General features: G+C 65.9%; 9 protein-coding genes. 3 read left to right on the forward strand and 6 right to left on the reverse strand.

All coding sequences use genetic code 11. From position 1 onward, the window contains the following. Positions 1-5 precede the first annotated feature (5 nt). From ligA to AC2YJX_RS02040, 6 genes are all read right to left on the reverse strand, one after another. Entirely contained in the window at positions 6-2,159 is a 2,154-nt protein-coding gene (gene ligA, locus AC2YJX_RS02015) for an NAD-dependent DNA ligase LigA (RefSeq protein ID WP_487255140.1), read from the reverse strand. After that, positions 2,152-2,619 (reverse strand): GNAT family N-acetyltransferase, encoded by a 468-nt coding sequence (locus tag AC2YJX_RS02020; RefSeq protein WP_121420235.1) that lies wholly within the window; start codon positions 2,617-2,619, stop codon positions 2,152-2,154. The genes ligA and AC2YJX_RS02020 overlap by 8 nt, the downstream gene beginning before the upstream one ends. 8 nt (positions 2,620-2,627) lie before the next feature. Next, entirely contained in the window at positions 2,628-3,746 is a 1,119-nt protein-coding gene (locus AC2YJX_RS02025) for a cell division protein FtsZ (RefSeq protein ID WP_121420236.1), read from the reverse strand. A 16-nt stretch (positions 3,747-3,762) separates the two neighbouring features. Continuing rightward, positions 3,763-7,287: a chromosome segregation protein SMC gene (smc, locus tag AC2YJX_RS02030; protein ID WP_487255141.1), complete on the reverse strand. Its 3,525-nt coding sequence runs from the start codon at positions 7,285-7,287 to the stop codon at positions 3,763-3,765. A 289-nt stretch (positions 7,288-7,576) separates the two neighbouring features. Beyond that, positions 7,577-10,795, reverse strand: a complete 3,219-nt coding sequence (locus AC2YJX_RS02035) for a bifunctional diguanylate cyclase/phosphodiesterase (RefSeq protein ID WP_487255142.1) — start codon at positions 10,793-10,795, stop codon at positions 7,577-7,579. 255 nt (positions 10,796-11,050) lie between these two features. Next, on the reverse strand, positions 11,051-12,508 hold the full coding sequence (locus AC2YJX_RS02040; RefSeq protein ID WP_487255143.1) for a short-chain fatty acyl-CoA regulator family protein: 1,458 nt from the start codon (positions 12,506-12,508) through the stop codon (positions 11,051-11,053). A gap of 134 nt (positions 12,509-12,642) precedes the next feature. Between AC2YJX_RS02040 and AC2YJX_RS02045 the strand changes: the two genes are divergently transcribed. Genes AC2YJX_RS02045 through acnD form a run of 3 tightly spaced genes read left to right on the forward strand, consistent with a single transcriptional unit; the run spans position 12,643 to position 16,892 of the window. After that, entirely contained in the window at positions 12,643-13,038 is a 396-nt protein-coding gene (locus AC2YJX_RS02045; RefSeq protein WP_487255144.1) for an acyl-CoA thioesterase, read from the forward strand. Continuing rightward, the gene (gene prpC / locus AC2YJX_RS02050) at positions 13,035-14,192 is read left to right on the forward strand and encodes a bifunctional 2-methylcitrate synthase/citrate synthase (RefSeq protein WP_487255145.1); all 1,158 of its coding nucleotides are present in this window, start codon (positions 13,035-13,037) and stop codon (positions 14,190-14,192) included. Before AC2YJX_RS02045 ends, prpC begins: the two co-directional genes overlap by 4 nt. A 33-nt stretch (positions 14,193-14,225) precedes the next feature. Beyond that, positions 14,226-16,892, forward strand: coding sequence for a Fe/S-dependent 2-methylisocitrate dehydratase AcnD (gene acnD / locus AC2YJX_RS02055; protein WP_487255146.1), 2,667 nt, complete (start codon positions 14,226-14,228; stop codon positions 16,890-16,892). Positions 16,893-16,918 lie beyond the last annotated feature (26 nt).

Raw genomic sequence — 16,918 nt, forward strand, 5'->3', positions numbered from 1 at the left:
TTGCCTCAGGCGCCTGTGCCCGACAGCAGGGCCAGCATGCCGGCTTCGTCCAGCACGGGCACGCCAAGCTCTTCGGCCTTGGCCAATTTGCTGCCGGCCTCGGCGCCCGCTACCACGTAGCTGGTCTTCTTGCTGACCGAACCGGCCACCTTGGCGCCAGCGGCTTCCAGCATGTCCTTGGCCGCGTCGCGGCTCAGGGTGGGCAAGGTGCCGGTCAGCACCACGGTTTTACCCGCCAGGATCTGCGGGGCACGCTCGGCCACCGGGCCTTCGGGCCAGGTCACGCCGCAGGCGCGCAGTTGCTCGACCACCTCACGGTTGTGCGGCTGCTGGAAGAAGGTGTGCAGGCTCTGTGCCACCACGGGGCCCACATCGTTCACCTCCAGCAACTGCTCCACGCTCGCATCCATGATGGCGTCCAGCGTGCCAAAGTGCCGAGCGAGGTCCTTGGCCGTGGCCTCGCCCACATGGCGCAGCCCCAGACCGAACAGGAAGCGCGGCAAGGTGGTCTGCTTGGATTTTTCGAGCGCAGCCAGCACGTTCTGGGCCGACTTCTCGGCCATGCGCTCCAGCGCGATGAGCGACGTGAGGCCCAGCCGGTACAGGTCGGGCAGCGTACGGATCACGTTGGCGTCCACCAGCTGGTCCACCAGCTTGTCGCCCAGGCCCTCGATGTCCATGGCGCGGCGCGCGGCAAAGTGCAGTATGGCCTCCTTGCGCTGCGCGGCGCAGAACAGGCCACCCGTGCAGCGGTGGTTGGCTTCACCCTTTTCGCGGACCACATCGCTACCGCACACGGGGCAGACCTTGGGCATGCGAAAGTTGGGGACGTATACCTCGCGAGGAGGATTTCCGTGACGTTGCTTGATAGGGACACCATCAACAGAAATGACTTCCGTTGCATCGGTGAGTGGGGGCATGACTCCCACGACTTCGGGAATCACATCACCGGCTCGGCGCACGATCACCTGATCGCCCACCCGCACGCCTTTTTTGCGAATCTCGAACAGGTTGTGCAGCGTGGCATTGGTGACGGTAACCCCACCGACAAACACAGGAGTAAGACGCGCTACCGGCGTGATCTTGCCCGTACGCCCCACCTGCACGTCGATGCCCTCGACCTTGGTGGCCATCTCCTGCGCCGGGTACTTGTGCGCCACGGCCCAGCGCGGCTCGCGGGTCTTGAATCCCAGGTCGCGCTGCAGCTGCAGTGAATTGACCTTGTAGACCACACCGTCGATGTCGTAAGGCAGCGCATCACGGCTGGCTCCCACCTGCTGGTGAAATGCTACCAATTCAGTAGCGCCTACCGCAATCTGCACCTGCGCTGCAACTGGAAAACCCCAGGACTTCAGCGTCTGCAGCATCTCGTAGTGCGTGCGGAACACCGGCCCGCCATCGCCGGGCGGCGTGATGGCGCCCAGGCCATAGGCAAAAAAGCTCAAGGGGCGCTGGGCGGTGATGCCGGAGTCGAGCTGGCGTACCGCACCCGCTGCGGCGTTGCGTGGGTTCACAAAGGTCTTACCGCCCTGCTCACGCTGGCGCTCGTTGAGAGCATCAAAGTCTGCACGGCGCATGTAGACCTCGCCACGTACTTCGAGCAGCGGCGGTACACCGCCAGGCAGCGTGAGGGGTATCTGCCGGATCGTGCGGATGTTGTGCGTCACGTCCTCGCCCACCTCGCCATCACCGCGCGTAGCGGCCTGCACCAGGCGGCCGTTTTCATAGCGCAGGCTCATGGCCAGGCCGTCAAACTTGGGCTCGGCCACGTATTCGATGGCAGGGTCCGATTCCGACAGGCCCAGCTCGCGCCGCACGCGGGCATCAAACGCCTGCGCGCCGGTGGCCTCGGTGTCGGTTTCGGTGTGGATGCTGAGCATGGGCACCGCGTGGCGCACCGATGCCAAGCCCTCCATCACCGCACCAATCACGCGCTGCGTGGGCGAATCGGGGGTGACGAGGTCGGGGTGCGCGGCCTCCAGCGCCTGCAACTCGCGGAACACACGGTCGTATTCGGCATCGGGCACCGTGGGTTCGTCCAGCACGTAGTACTGGTGCGCCCAGTGGTTGAGCTGGTCACGCAGTGCTTTGATTTTGATAGCTGGTTGCGCTTGATCTGCGGGCGCTGGAGCCGAAAAAAGATCAGATTGCTCAGTCATGGCGGACCGCCCTGGGGTTCTTCTGGACGAAGCCCAATTCCTGGTTGCCAACAAAGCCGGCAGATTCATAGAGTCGGTGCGCTTGCTCGCGCTGAGCACCCGAGAGAAGAAATACCTTGCAGCAATTCATTGTCCAAGCCGCATCCAGAGCGAACTCCAGAGCAGCAAGTGCCAGCCCCCGGCGACGAAAGCGCTCGCCCGTAATCACGTGCTCAATGACACCGATGGGCATTCCTGCACTCGCGAAATTGGGGATCGAAGCCAGCATGCAGGTGGCACCGACTTCGCCTTCGCAAAGCGCAACGACGAGGCGCGCCTGCGGAGACTGCAACACGACACGAAAATGCGCCAAGGACGCATCACTGTCCACCTCGGGGTCCTGAGGCCGCAGTTCTCTGTACAGAGCTTTGACGGCGCCGTGGTCAGCTTCGGTTGCCAGACGGACCTGCATTGCACTCATGCGCTGCACTAGCTGAACAGTCGTCGCGCCAGCACCGACCCGGCCGACAGATCCCGTCCATCGAGCTGGTCGTACAGCAGCTCCAGGTCCGCAGCAATCGGGTCCATGGCCATCGCGGGCAGCGGCTGGCCGTTCTGGTCGCAGAGCACCCCATCCATCGCGTCGCACAGCGCGGCCCCTACGTCGCGCAGGCGTGCAAAGGGTTGTTCGGTACGGTGGACTTGCGCCACGTCCAGGCTCAGAGTGATGTCACGGATGGCGGACTGGTCGGGGTCTTCGGCCAGCGCAGCCTGGGTGTCGTAGCCCAGCGTGAGCAGGGGCGGCAAGCCCTGTGCGCTGGCAGGCAGCACCAGGCGGCCGGGCATGGCACCGGGCACAAAGCCCAGGCGGGCGGCGTTCTGCTGCACGTAGCCGGGGCTCCAGGCGGCCTGGCGGGCGCGCAGCATGAACATGAGCTGGGCGTCGTGGTCGCTGGCGAACTGGTCCAGCTCACGCGCGCGGGCCACTTCCTGCAGCATGTCGGGGAAGTCGGGGGCGGCATTGATCGCGTCGGCAAACGCCTGGGCCTTGACGACGAACTCGGAAAACTCGATCTCGTTGAGCGCGCCCATGCGGTTGGCCAGCTGCACGCCGGCCTGGAAGCTCTGGTAGCGCTGGCCCGGTGCAGGGGTTTCCCACTGCTGGTTCGCTTCGTTGAGGCCTTCGATGGCGAACGGCTTGCTGCCTGCGCGGCGGGTCGGCGGCAGCGCGGCCAGAGCAGCATCGCCCGACACCACATGCTCGGGCTGCAGCGATGCAATGACATCGATGAGCGGATCGAGCCCGGGGCGGCGCTCCAGCGAAAACGGTGGCACGGGCAGCTGCAGGGCCTCATCAGCATCCACCGCGTGCTCCGAGGGATCGGGGCCCCGGTCGAGGCCGTGAAACTCACCCGGCGGTACGGCCACGGCAGCCCCCGCATCGAAGCCGGGCTCCTGGCGCTGGGTCGGCTCGCCCGCGGGATCCACCGGCTCTTGCGGCAGCGCGCGCTTGGGCGCATTGCGGCGCGAGGTCCAGGTGTTGTAGGCCACGATGAGGGCCAGCACCAGACCGCCGATGATGGCCAGACTCAGTTGCAATGTGCTCATGGTTGGATGGGTTGTTTCAAGCGTCTGCCATGGAGAGGGCCGACTCCATATCGACGGCCACGATGCGCGACACGCCCTGCTCCTGCATGGTCACGCCGATCAGTTGCTCGGCCATTTCCATCGCGATCTTGTTGTGGCTGATGAATAAAAACTGCGTGCCCTTGCTCATGCTGGACACGAGCTTGGCATAACGCTCGGTGTTGGCGTCGTCCAGCGGCGCGTCCACCTCGTCCAGCAGGCAGAACGGTGCGGGGTTGAGCTGGAAGATGGCAAACACCAGCGCAATGGCCGTGAGGGCCTTTTCGCCACCCGACAGCAGGTGAATGGTCTGGTTCTTCTTGCCGGGGGGCTGGGCCATCACCTGCACGCCGGAATCGAGGATTTCGTCGCCCGTGATGATGAGCTTGGCCTGGCCGCCGCCAAACAGCTCGGGGAACATGCGCCCGAAGTGGCCGTTGACCGTATCGAAAGTGCCTGAGAGCAGCTGGCGTGTTTCGCCATCGATCTTGCGGATCGCGTCTTCCAGCGTGTTCATGGCCTCGGTCAGGTCGGCGGTTTGCGCATCGAGGAAGATCTTGCGTTCGCTGGCCAGCTTCAGTTCGTCCAGCGCTGCCAGGTTCACGGCGCCCAGGGCGGCAATCTCGCGGTGCAGGCGGTCGATTTCGCTTTGCAGGCCACCCACGCGCACATTGCCTTCGGTGATCGACTGGGCCACGGCTTCGAGGTCGGCCTGGGCGTCGGTCAGCAAGGTGGTGTACTGCTCCAAGCCCAGGCGCGCGGCCTGCTCCTTGAGCTGGAATTCGGTGATGCGCGCACGCAGCGGGTCGAGCGCACGTTCGAGCTGCATGCGGCGTTCATCGCTGGCGCGCAGCTTGGTCGTCAGATCGTCGTATTCGCTGCGCTGGGCGGCGAGCGCCTTTTCGCGCTCCATCTTCACTTCCAGCGCGGCCTGCAGGCCGCCTTGCGCAGCCGCATCCGACAGGCGGGCAAGCTCATCGCGCGCGCGCTGCTCTTCGTCGGCCAAGGCCTTGGCCTGCTGGGTGGCGGTTTCGATGGAGCGGTTGAGTTCGCCCCGGCGCGCCTCCAGGCTGCGTTGCGAGAAGGTGGCCTCCTGCGCCTGGCGCTCCAGCGTGCGCTGCTGCTCGCGGCAAGCGGTGAGCTTGCGCTCGGCTTCGATTACCTTGTCCCCCAATTGGGCCTCTCGCTCCTGGCTGTCGGCCAGCTGCATGTCCAGTTCTTCAAAGCGTGCCTCGGCGGCCACGCGGCGCTCCTGCAGGTCGGCCAGCTGGGCTTCCACCTCGGCCAGATCGCCGTCGATTTGCTGGCTGCGTGCGCGGGTCTGCTCGGCCAGCTGGGTCAGGCGCAGGGTTTCGACTTGCAGCTCGTGGGCACGACTTTGTGTTTCGGTGGCTTCGCGGCGTGCGGCCACGAGGCGCTGGGAAGCATCGGCATACGCAGCCTCTGCGCGGACCAGGGCCGTGCGCGATTCTTCCGCGATCAGGGCCTGCGCGCGCAGCTCTTTTTCGAGGTGCTCTATTTCCTGCGCGCGAGCCAGCATGCCGGACTGCTCGGAGTCCTGCGCATAGAAGCTCACGCTGTGCGCGCTGACAGCATGGCCGGTAGGAACAAACACTACCTCCCCGGGCTGCAGCGTGCTGCGGCGGGCCAAAGCGTCGTCCAGCGTGGGAGCGGTGTAGCACCCCTGCAGCCAGTCCACCAACACCGCACGCAGGCCCGCATCGTTCAGGCGCAGCAGGTCCGACAGGCGGGCGTGGGGGGACGATGTTTCGGGGTGGCCCGCAGCGGGGGCGCTGTAGAAAGCCAGGCGTGCGGGCGGAGCATCGTTACCGCCGGAGCCCAGGAAGCCGCGCACCATGTCCAGGCGCCCTACTTCCAGGGCAGCCAGGCGTTCGCGCAATGCAGCTTCCAGCGCGTTTTCCCAGCCGGGCTCGATGTGGATGCGGCTCCACAGGCCTTGCAGGCCGTCGAGCCCATGTTTGGCAAGCCAGGGACGCAGCTTGCCGTCGGTCTTGACCTTTTCCTGCAGCGCCTTAAGGGCCTCCATGCGGGCTGACAGGTCGGCCTGGCGAGCGCTTTCGGTGTTGACGGCCTGCTGGCGCGCGCGGCGGTCGTCGTCGAGCTGGGGTACGGACTCCTGCAGCTCGTGCAGGCGGGCTTCGGTCGTTTCTGCGATCTCTTGCGCTTCTTCGAGCTGCTCGCGCAGGTTGGTCAGGCGGGCTTCGTCGGGCGCGGCCAGCGCGTTGCGGTCGGTGCGCAGGCGCTCAAAGCGGGCGTCGAGCTGGCGGCTTTGTTCGTCAAAGCTGCGCTGCTCGGCAGCGAGCACGCCAATCTGCTGTTGGACCTGCACCACGGCAGTCCGTTGCTCGGCCGTGCGGCTTTGCGCCTGGCGCAGGGCCTCTTCCAGGTCGGGCAGCTGCATGGCCTGCTCTTCCACCTGGGCGGCCAGCATCTCGGCGCGTTCTTCGGCGTCCACACCGGCACCGGCCAGGTTTTCGAGCTCAATATCGGCCTCTTCCTTGCGGGCCTGCCACTGGGCGATCTGCTCGGCCAGCGTGACCAGGCGCTGCTCCACGCGCTGGCGGCCTTCTATCACGTAGCGGATCTCGGCTTCGAGCTTGCCGACCTCGGCCGTGGCTTCATAAAGCTTGCCCTGGGCCTGGTTCACCTGGTCGCCAGCGGCGTAGTGGGCCTGGCGGATGGTTTCGAGATCCGACTCCACCGCGCGCAGATCGGCCATGCGCGATTCCAGGTCGTTCACGGCCTGCAGGCCATCGAGGCGCACCTTGTTCTGCTGCTCCTCGGCCTCGGCCCGCTTCAAAAACCACAGCTGGTGCTGCTTGAGCGTGGCGTCGGCCTGCAGGGTGTTGTACTTGGCGGCCACCTCGGCCTGCTTTTCGAGCTTTTCGAGGTTGGCGTTCAGCTCGCGCAGGATGTCTTCAACCCGCGTGAGGTTCTCGCGCGTGTCCGACAGGCGGTTTTCGGTCTCGCGGCGACGCTCCTTGTATTTGGAGACGCCCGCAGCCTCTTCGAGGAACAGGCGCAGTTCCTCAGGGCGGCTTTCGATGATGCGGCTGATGGTGCCCTGGCCGATGATGGCGTAGGCACGGGGCCCCAGGCCCGTACCCAGGAACACGTCCTGCACGTCGCGGCGGCGCACGGGCTGGTTGTTGAGGTAGTAGCTGCTGGTGCCGTCGCGCGTGAGCACGCGGCGCACGGCCACCTCGCCGTACTGGCCCCACTGCCCGCCCGCACGGTGGTCGGAGTTGTCGAAGACCAGCTCCACACTGGCGCGGCTGGCCTGCTTGCGGGTGGTGGTGCCGCTGAAGATCACGTCCTGCATGGACTCGCCACGCAGCTCGCTGGCCTTGCTCTCGCCCAGCACCCAGCGCACCGCATCCATGATGTTGGACTTGCCGCAGCCGTTCGGGCCCACCACGCCGACCAGTTGCCCGGGCAGCATGAAGTTGGTGGGTTCAGCGAACGACTTGAAACCGGAAAGCTTGATCGAGGTGAGACGCACGGGTCAGGGGGCGGGCAAAAAGAGGAAGAAGGCTGGGGTGCAAAAAGTGGCGCCAGACGGACGTTCCGGGCCGGAACACGCAGGCCGCAGCAAGGGCGGAATGATACCGCGCCGCCCGATGACCACGGGCCCTTGGCAGCATGCCCAGACGCCAGAGCGAGGGTGCGACAGAAAAATTTGGAAAAAACAGGCCCTAACGCTTATCCAGCAAAGATTTCACGCTATGAATATTGATATTCTGCAGCAGTGCCAGCAAGGCCCGGGGCCGGATGGGGGCAGCGTTCCTGGTTTACGCGCCGTGTGCGTCGTGTGCGTCGTGTGCGTCGTGTGTGTCCTGCGGGTCCTGCGGGTCCTGCGGGTCCTGCGGGTCCACCCCATTGGTTTTGCGCACCAGTGCCTCAAACTCGGCCACGGGCACGGGCGGGCTGAAGAGGTAGCCCTGCCAGGCGTGGCAGTTGTGGCGCTCCAGAAACTCGCGCTGGGCCTCGGTTTCCACGCCTTCGGCAATCACCCGCAGGCCCAGGCTGGTGCCCAGGGCTACCACGGTGCGTGCGATAGCGGCGTCGTTGGGGTCGGTGAGCACGTCGCGCACAAAACTTTGGTCGATCTTGAGCTGGTCCAGCGGCAGGCGCTTGAGGTAGGCCAGCGACGAGTACCCGGTACCAAAGTCGTCCAGCGAGAAGCCCACACCATAGCCCTTGAGCTGGCCCATCTTCTCGATCGTGTCTTCCACGTCCTGCAGCAGCAGGCCTTCGGTCAGTTCCAGCTTGAGCTGCGGCCCCTGCGCGCCTGAGCTGGCCAGTGCTGCCAGCACCTGGGCCACAAAACCGGCCTGGTGGAACTGGCGCGGGCTCACGTTCACGGCCAGCCCCAAACCCGCCAGGTCGGCGTGCCGCGCCCAGCGGGCCAGTTGCGCGCAGGCCGCCTGGAGCACCCATTCACCCAGCGGAAGGATGAGGCCGGTCTCTTCCGCCAGCGGAATGAAATGCGCAGGCGAGACAAAGCCGTCGCGGGGATGGCGCCAGCGCAGCAGCGCCTCGGCCCCCGTGATGCGGCCCCGGTCGATCTGCGGCTGGTAGTACAGCTCGAACTGGCCCTGCGCCAGGCCGATGCGCATGTCCAGCTCCAGCGCGGCGCGCGCGCTGACAGCAGCCTGCATCTGGGGGTCGTAGAAGCGCAGGGTGTCGCGGCCCGCATTTTTGGCCTGGTAGAGCGCCAGGTCGGCCCGTTTGAGCAGCTCGTCCACCGTCTCGCGCATGCCGCTGAAAATGGTGACCCCCATGCTCAGCGAGCTGTGGTGCGCCGCGCCGTTGAGCACGTAGGGCTCGCGCAGGGCGGTCAGGATGCGCTGACCCACCTCTTCGCTGCGGGCCGCAGCCTCCTCAGGGTTGTCGCCCAGGTCTTCCAGCACCACCACAAACTCGTCGCCCCCCTGGCGGGCCACGGTGTCGTCCTCGTGCACGCAATTGCGCAGCCGGTGGGCCACCTGCAGCAGCAGGTTGTCGCCGCTGTCGTGGCCCCGGGTTTCGTTCAGTGTCTTGAAATTGTCCAGATCCAGCAGCAGCAAGGCGCCGCTGCGCTGGTGGCGGGCACTGGTGGCCAACGCCTGCTGCAACCGGTCCATGAGCAGGCGGCGGTTGGGCAAGCGGGTGAGCGGGTCGTAGTAGGCCAGGTTGTTGATCTCTTCCTCGGCCGCCTTGCGCTGACTCAGGTCCTGCATGGTGACAAGGTGCCCGCCCTCCACCACCACCCCCGACACCTCGACGGGCCGCCGTGTGCCATCGGCACAGCGAATGGTGTACTCGCGGGCGGGTATCACCCCGTCGCCCGCCACGGCCTGCTTTGCGGCCTGGCGCCAGGCATCGTGGACAGCGGTGCGTTCAGATTCGTCGGGGTAAGCGCGCTGCCACCAGGTTTCCACGTCCGGTACGTCTTGCGCCGTGTAGCCACAGATCTGCACGTAGCGGTCGTTGCGAAAACTGATGCGGCCGTCGGTCTGGACCAGGCACAGGCCCATGGGCAGGCGTTCCAGGATGCCGCGCAGCCGGTGCTCGTTGCTGCGCAGGGTGTCTTCCATGCGCTTGCGTGCCGTGATGTCCTGCACCACCGCGATGTGGTGGTCAGGCCGGGCCCCGGGCACCCACATGGGCGACACCGTGAGGTCCACCCACACGATGTGCCCGCTCTTGTGGAGGTAGCGCTTTTCGAGCCGGTACTCGGGCACTTCGCCTTTCTTGAGGCGTTCCAGGTGCTGCGTGTCGGCCTCCAGGTCGTCAGGATGGATGAGGGCCTGGACATGGAGCGCAGCCATCTCGTCAGGGCTGTAGCCCACGATGTCGCAATAGCGCTGGTTGGCGCGCAGAAATCGGCCGGTGGTGGTGTCCAGCAGCGCCACGCCCACGCTGGCCTGGTTGAACAGGGCATGAAACCGCTCTTCGCTTTCGCGCCGGGCATCTTCAGACACCTGGGCCCGTGCGAGGGCCAGCGTGCGCTGGCGCACCAGCAGGCCCACGGTAGACGCCAGCAGCAAGGAGACCAGCGCACCGCCCAGCCCCACCAGCACAGGCAGCCGCGCCTCGGAGGGCGACAGGAACGAGCGCGCCGGGTAGAAGGTCAGTCGCCAGCGCCGGTCATGCACCTGCAGGTCGCGCACAAACGGCTGCGCGCCCGGCAATGCCGCCGATGACTGTGCCAGCAAGGGCCGCACCGTGGAGTCGGCAGAGCCTGCCCGCACCGAACCATGGTCGGCCATGGACACGACGATCCCGTTGAGCAGGCCCTGGCTGCCCAGCGCCTGCACCAGGTCATACACCCGGATGGTGGACGCCACGGCCCCCAGAAAACGAGGCTCCGGCGTGCCCGCCGTGTAGTCGAAAACCGGCACGCGGATCACGAATCCTTGGCGGTGTGTTTCTTCCTGCAGCAAATCAAACGGGGCAGAGACCACGGTGTGGCCGCTGTCCCGGCTGTACTGCATGGCGGCCAGGTTGGTGGGCTGGCTGCTAATGTCAAAGCCCAGCACACCTTCGTTGCCTGCCATGGGCCACAGGTATTCGGCCACAAAGTATTCCGCCCGTTCGCCCGGCGGCCGGATGGTGAAGTTGGGGTAGCCCTGGGAGGTCAGCGAAGTGTCGGCACGCACGCGGGCTTCGTAGGCGGCCCGCTCGGCGCCAGGCACCCAGCGGGTGAACGACAGGTTGCGCACACCGGGGTAGCGCTGGCCCACCTCCAGGTCGCTGGCCGCGCGCTCAAACTCCAGGCGCGTGAGGTGGGGATTCGCCGTGAACAGGCCGCGCAGGCCGTTGACGACTTCGGTATGCCCTTCGATGCGCTGGCTCAGCGCATCGGCAAACCCGCGCGCCTCCTGCATGAATCGCGCGCGCCCGACCTGGGCCACAGAGTCGGCCTGCTGCCAGGCCAGCCAAAGGCTTACCGTCACGCCGAGCACAGCCACGCCCAACCCGGCCATCCAGTGCCGGTATCGACCGTTTTGCGTCAGTGGGGCCATGGCGTGGGGCGGGTGGTCGTTGGCATTCGGTATCAGAGCAGAGCCTGGACAAAGGTACCTGCGTTATGGGCATGTGCCATGGCAGCCGCACCAAGGATTCGGGCAAAGCGCAGGATAGCGGCAATCTGCCATCCGTTGGAGCAAGCGGTGGCACAACAACTGGTTACCAATCAGTTATTTGGTAGAAAGTGCCGTCAGCGCAACACCCTCATGCGTCGACAGCTATGAATTGATGAGCGGTTTTCATAACCCAGGTCAAGAGAGTGTCTGCCCCGGGCGGCCCGCCACCGGGTAAGGCGCAAAGCGGCTTCGATTCTCGTTCACATCCAGCGCGCGCCCTATGGGGGGAAACGCCCGCTGCGGGCAGGCGTCGCGCTCACACACCTTGCAGCCCATGCCGATGGGCACGGCGGCCTCGGGGTTGGCGAGGTCCAGCCCACGGGAATACACCAGTTGCGGCGCATGGCGGATGTCACAACCCAGGGCTACGGAGAACTCCTTGCCGGGCACACCCCAGCCGCCGCCGCTGCGCGACACCACGCGCGCCACCCACAGGTAGGCGCGACCATCGGGCATGCGTGCCACCTGCGGCACGATGCGGCCCGGCTGTGCGAAGGCCTCGTACACATTCCACAGCGGGCAGGTGCCGCCGATCTTGCTGAAGTGAAAGTGTGTGGCCGACTGCCGCTTGCTGATGTTGCCCGCGCGGTCCACGCGGATGAAGAAGAACGGCACACCGCGCGCACTGGGCCGCTGCAGCGTGGACAGGCGATGGCACACGGTCTCGAAGCCCACACCAAACTGCTGGCCCAGTCGGTCGATGTCGTAGTGCGCCGCCTCGGCCGCCTGCAAAAAGGCCGTGTAGGGCAACACCAGCGCCCCCGCAAAGTAGTTGGCCAGGCCAATGCGTGCCAGCGCCCGGGCCTGGTCGCTCGACAATCCGGCACCGTCGGCAATGCGCTGCAGCTCCGCGCCCTGCTCCAGAAACGCCAGCTGCGTCGCCATCTGAAACGCGCGCTGCCCGCGCTCCAACCCCGCCGCCAGCTGCAGCAGCCCGGCCTCGGCCTGGAACACGCGCTGCGCCTGGCCAGGCAGGTCGGCCACATCCACCACGCGCACCCCGTGGGCCACGAGCAGGCGTTGGGCCAGCGCCTCATCGGCCCGGCCGGGCAGCAGGCCCCAGTCGGCGGCACATCGCTCGGCCGCGTCGTCCAGCTCGGCAATGTGGTTCTGGCGCGCAAAGAAGAAGTCGCGTACTTCTTCATAGGCCATGGGTGGGTGCGGGGCCAACACGCCCTCGCCGCTGCGGTCGTTGCCCAGGGCCGCCAGCCGCTCCAGGGCCTGCCGGTGCCGCTGGTGCAACGCAAGCAGCGTGCGGGCCACCGCGGGCATGCCGGCGGCCAGCTCGCGGATCTCGGCCAGAGACACGGCGTCGCCAGCGCCGTCTCCGGCCAGGCCCGCAGGCAGGTCCGCCAGCACCTCGCGCAGGCCGGTGATCAGGCGCGCCTCGTCGTCGTCCGAAAAGCGCTGCACATCCACACCGAACACGGCGTTGATCTTGAGCAAAACAGGCACCGTGAGCGGGCGCTGGTTCTGCTCGAGCTGGTTCAGGTAACTGGCCGACAGGTCCAGCGCCCGCGCCAGCGCAATCTGGGTCATGCCGCGCTCTTCGCGCAGGCGGCGCAAGCGCACACCCATGAAGGTTTTTTTCATTCCATCTTTCTCAGCGGCGCCTGGTAGCACCTTCACCATCATTCGCAATATTTGCAAATTGACGGTTTTTTATTCGCAATCATTCGCCAATTCAGGACTTACAGAGGGATGTCATTGTGCGTAAATTGCGAAGCATGACAACCCCCACTGGCACCGTCGAGCTGACGGAAATCGTGTTCCCCGCCGAAGCCAACCACTACGGCACGCTGTTTTGCGGCAACGCCCTGCAGCTCATGGCCAAGGCGGCGTTTCTGGCAGCGCGCGGCGCCGCACAGCGCGATGTGGTGATGGCGGGCGTGACCGACGTGCGTTTTCTGGCCCCCGTGCCCGTGGGCCATGTGCTCACGCTGCGCGCCTGGGTCAGCCGCATCGGGCGCAGCTCGCTCACCGTGTGCGTGACCGGTCTGGCCGCCACGCTGGGCTCGCCCCAGGACGAAGTGCTGAAGGGGATTTTTGAAATGGTGGCGGTGGATGGCAAAGGCCGCCCCGCTGCCATCACCAACACATATGTAAACCAGGAGACCGCATGACTACCACCGTTGAAACCCCGGGCTTCAAGCCCAAGAAGTCCGTCGCGCTCTCAGGCGTGACGGCGGGCAACACCGCCCTGTGCACCGTAGGCCGCACGGGCAACGACCTGCACTACCGGGGCTACGACATCCTCGACATTGCCGAGGTCTGCGAATTCGAAGAAATCGCCCACCTGCTGGTCCACGGCAAGCTGCCCACACGCGCCGAAATGCGTGCCTACAAGTCCAAGCTCAAGGCCCTGCGCGGCCTGCCGCTGTCGGTCAGGCAGGCGCTGGAGCAACTGCCCGCCGCCAGCCACCCCATGGATGTGATGCGCACGGGCGTCTCGGCCCTGGGCTGTGCGCTGCCTGAAAAGGACGACCACAACCTGCCGGGCGCGCGCGACATTGCCGACCGGCTCATGGCATCTCTCGGTTCGATGCTGCTCTACTGGTACCACTGGGCCAGCTCGGGCCGCCGCATCGAGGTGGAGACCGATGACGATTCCATAGGTGCGCACTTCTTGCACCTGCTGCATGGCACCCCACCCAGCGCAGCGTGGGAGCGTGCCATGCACACCTCGCTCAACCTGTACGCCGAGCACGAGTTCAACGCCAGCACCTTCACCGCCCGCGTGGTGGCGGGCACGGGCAGCGACATGTATTCGGCCATCACCGGCGCCATCGGCGCGCTGCGGGGCCCCAAGCATGGTGGTGCCAACGAGGTGGCTTTCGAGATCCAGAAACGCTACGACAGCCCGAACGAAGCCGAGGCCGACATCCGCCGCCGCGTGGAGGCCAAGGAGGTGGTCATTGGCTTCGGCCACCCGGTCTACACCGTGAGCGACCCACGCAATGTCGTCATCAAGGGCGTGGCGCACAACTTGTCGCAAGAGGCTGGCAGCACCAAGATGTATGACATTGCCGAGCGGCTGGAGACCGTGATGTGGGAGATGAAAAAGATGTTTCCCAACCTCGACTGGTTCAGCGCCGTGAGCTACCACATGATGGGTGTGCCTACCGCCATGTTCACTCCGCTGTTCGTCATCGCACGCACCAGCGGCTGGGCGGCGCACATCATCGAGCAGCGGCAGGACAACAAAATCATCCGGCCGAGTGCGAACTACACCGGGCCCGAAGACCTGGCGTTCGTACCAATCCAGGACCGCAAGTAAAACCAAACGGCCGAAGCCCCCTGCCCCACGCTCATGAACACTCTGTATCGCAAGAAGCTGCCCGGCACGCAGCTTGACTACTTTGATGCCCGAGAGGCCGTCGAAGCCCTGCAACCGGGCGCCTGGGCCACCCTGCCCTACACCGCCCGGGTCCACGCCGAAAACATCGTGCGCCGCGCCGATCCGGCCACCATCAACAACTGCCTGCGCCAGCTCGTCGAGCGGCGCAGCGACCGCGACTTCCCCTGGTACCCGGCGCGCGTGGTGTGCCACGACATCCTGGGCCAAACGGCGCTGGTGGATCTGGCGGGCCTGCGCGATGCGATTGCCAAGGAGGGCGGCGACCCGGCCCAGGTGAACCCCGTCGTGCCAGTGCAGCTGATCGTGGACCATTCCCTGGCCGTGGAATGTGGCGGGTTCGACCCCGATGCGTTTGCCAAGAACCGCGCCATCGAAGACCGCCGCAACGAGGACCGCTTTCACTTCATCGAGTGGACCAAAAAAGCCTTTGCCAACGTGGATGTGATCCCGGCGGGGAACGGGATCATGCACCAGATCAATCTGGAAAAAATGTCGCCCGTGGTCCATGCCGACCATGGCGTGGCCTACCCCGACACCTGCGTGGGCACCGACAGCCACACCCCCCATGTGGATGCGCTGGGCGTGATCGCCATCGGCGTGGGCGGCCTGGAGGCCGAGAACGTGATGTTGGGGCGTGCATCGATGATGCGGCTGCCCGAAATCGTGGGCGTGCAACTGACCGGCCAGCGCCAGGACGGCATCACCGCCACCGATGTGGTGCTGGCGCTCACCGAGTTTTTGCGCAAGGCCAAGGTGGTGGGCGCCTACCTGGAGTTCTTTGGCGAAGGCGCAGCCAAGCTCACGATTGGCGACCGCGCCACCATCTCGAACATGGCGCCCGAATACGGCGCCACGGCGGCCCTGTTCAGCATCGACGAACAGACGCTGGAGTATCTGACGCTGACGGGCCGCGAGGCGGAACAAGTGAAGCTGGTCGAGACCTATGCCAAGGCCGCAGGATTGTGGTCTGACACCCTCAAAGATGCGGTGTACTCGCGCAACCTGGTGTTCGATCTGTCGAGCGTGGTGCGCAACCTGGCCGGCCCCTCCAACCCCCACGCGCGTGTTGCCACGTCCGACCTGGCCGCCCAAGGCATTGCGGGCCCCTGGGCCATGCCCGCACCACAGGACGGCACGATGCCCGATGGCGCCGTGGTCATCGCCGCCATCACCAGCTGCACCAACACCTCCAACCCGCGCAACGTGATCGCCGCAGCGCTGCTGGCGCGCAACGCCAACCGGCTGGGCCTCACGCGCAAGCCCTGGGTCAAGACCTCGCTGGCGCCCGGCTCCAAGGCGGTGGAGCTGTATTTGAAGGAAGCGGGCTTGCTGGCCGATCTGGAAAAGCTCGGCTTTGGCATCGTGGCCTTTGCCTGCACCACGTGCAACGGGATGAGTGGCGCGCTGGACCCTGCCATTCAGCAGGAGATCATCGACCGCGACCTCTACGCCACCGCCGTGCTCTCTGGCAACCGCAATTTCGACGGGCGCATCCACCCCTATGCCAAGCAGGCCTTCCTGGCCTCGCCCCCGCTGGTCGTGGCCTATGCGATTGCGGGCACGGTGCGTTTTGACATTGAAAAAGACGTGCTGGCGGTGGTGGATGGCAGTCCGATCCGCCTCAAGGACCTGTGGCCCAGCGATGAAGAAATCGACGCGGTGGTGAAGGCAGCCGTCAAACCCGCACAGTACCGCGCGGTGTACGAACCCATGTTCGCCATCCGACACGACGATGGCCAGCGCGTGTCGCCGCAGTACGAGTGGCGCCCGCAGTCCACCTACATCCGCCGCCCGCCCTACTGGGACACCGAGGGCATCGGCGCGCTGGCCGCCCACCCGCGCACCCTGCAGGGCATGCGCCCGCTGGCCATCCTGCCCGACAACATCACCACCGACCACCTGTCGCCATCCAACGCCATCATGCCGGACAGCGCAGCGGGCGAATACCTGGCGCGCATGGGCGTGCCCGAGGAGGACTTCAACTCCTACGCCACGCACCGGGGCGACCACCTCACGGCCATGCGCGCCACGTTTGCCAACCCGCAACTGCTCAACGAGATGGCCGTGGTCGATGGCAAAGTGAAAAAGGGATCGCTCGCTCGCGTGGAGCCCGAAGGCCAAGTCATGCGCATGTGGGAGGCCATCGAAACCTACCTGCACCGCCGCCAGCCGCTCATCATCATTGCCGGTGCCGACTACGGCCAGGGGTCCAGCCGCGACTGGGCCGCCAAGGGCGTCCGGCTGGCGGGTGTGGAGGTGGTGGTGGCCGAGGGCTTCGAGCGCATCCACCGCACCAACCTGATTGGCATGGGGGTGTTGCCGCTGGAGTTTGAGGTGAGGGTCAATCGCATCACGCTGGGGCTGGATGGGACGGAGGTGTATGACGTGGAGGGTGATCTGATGCCCGGTGCGACGGTGATGCTTGTTGTTCAACACAAGCTGGGTGAGGTGGTGAAAGTGCCCATGCGCTGTCGGCTAGACACTGCAGAGGAGGTTTCGGTGTACGCGGCGGGTGGTGTGCTGCAGCGTTTTACGCAGGATTTTTTGGCGGCGCGGGCTGGGGTCGCCCCCTCTCCCCAACCCCTCTCCCGCGAAGGGAGAGGGGCTCGCGCACGATGACAATCGCTGCTATTTATCTTGCTCCC

This window comes from Acidovorax sp. SRI_002 (assembly GCF_057586455.1).

Coding starts and splice junctions, on each gene's coding strand:
- acnD (WP_487255146.1), top strand. CDS start 14,226: ATGAACACTCTGTATCGCAAGAAGCTGCCCGGCACGCAGCTTGACTAC.
- ligA (WP_487255140.1), bottom strand. CDS start 2,159: ATGACTGAGCAATCTGATCTTTTTTCGGCTCCAGCGCCCGCAGATCAA.
- AC2YJX_RS02045 (WP_487255144.1), top strand. CDS start 12,643: ATGACAACCCCCACTGGCACCGTCGAGCTGACGGAAATCGTGTTCCCC.
- prpC (WP_487255145.1), top strand. CDS start 13,035: ATGACTACCACCGTTGAAACCCCGGGCTTCAAGCCCAAGAAGTCCGTC.
- AC2YJX_RS02035 (WP_487255142.1), bottom strand. CDS start 10,795: ATGGCCCCACTGACGCAAAACGGTCGATACCGGCACTGGATGGCCGGG.
- AC2YJX_RS02025 (WP_121420236.1), bottom strand. CDS start 3,746: ATGAGCACATTGCAACTGAGTCTGGCCATCATCGGCGGTCTGGTGCTG.
- AC2YJX_RS02020 (WP_121420235.1), bottom strand. CDS start 2,619: ATGAGTGCAATGCAGGTCCGTCTGGCAACCGAAGCTGACCACGGCGCC.
- AC2YJX_RS02040 (WP_487255143.1), bottom strand. CDS start 12,508: ATGAAAAAAACCTTCATGGGTGTGCGCTTGCGCCGCCTGCGCGAAGAG.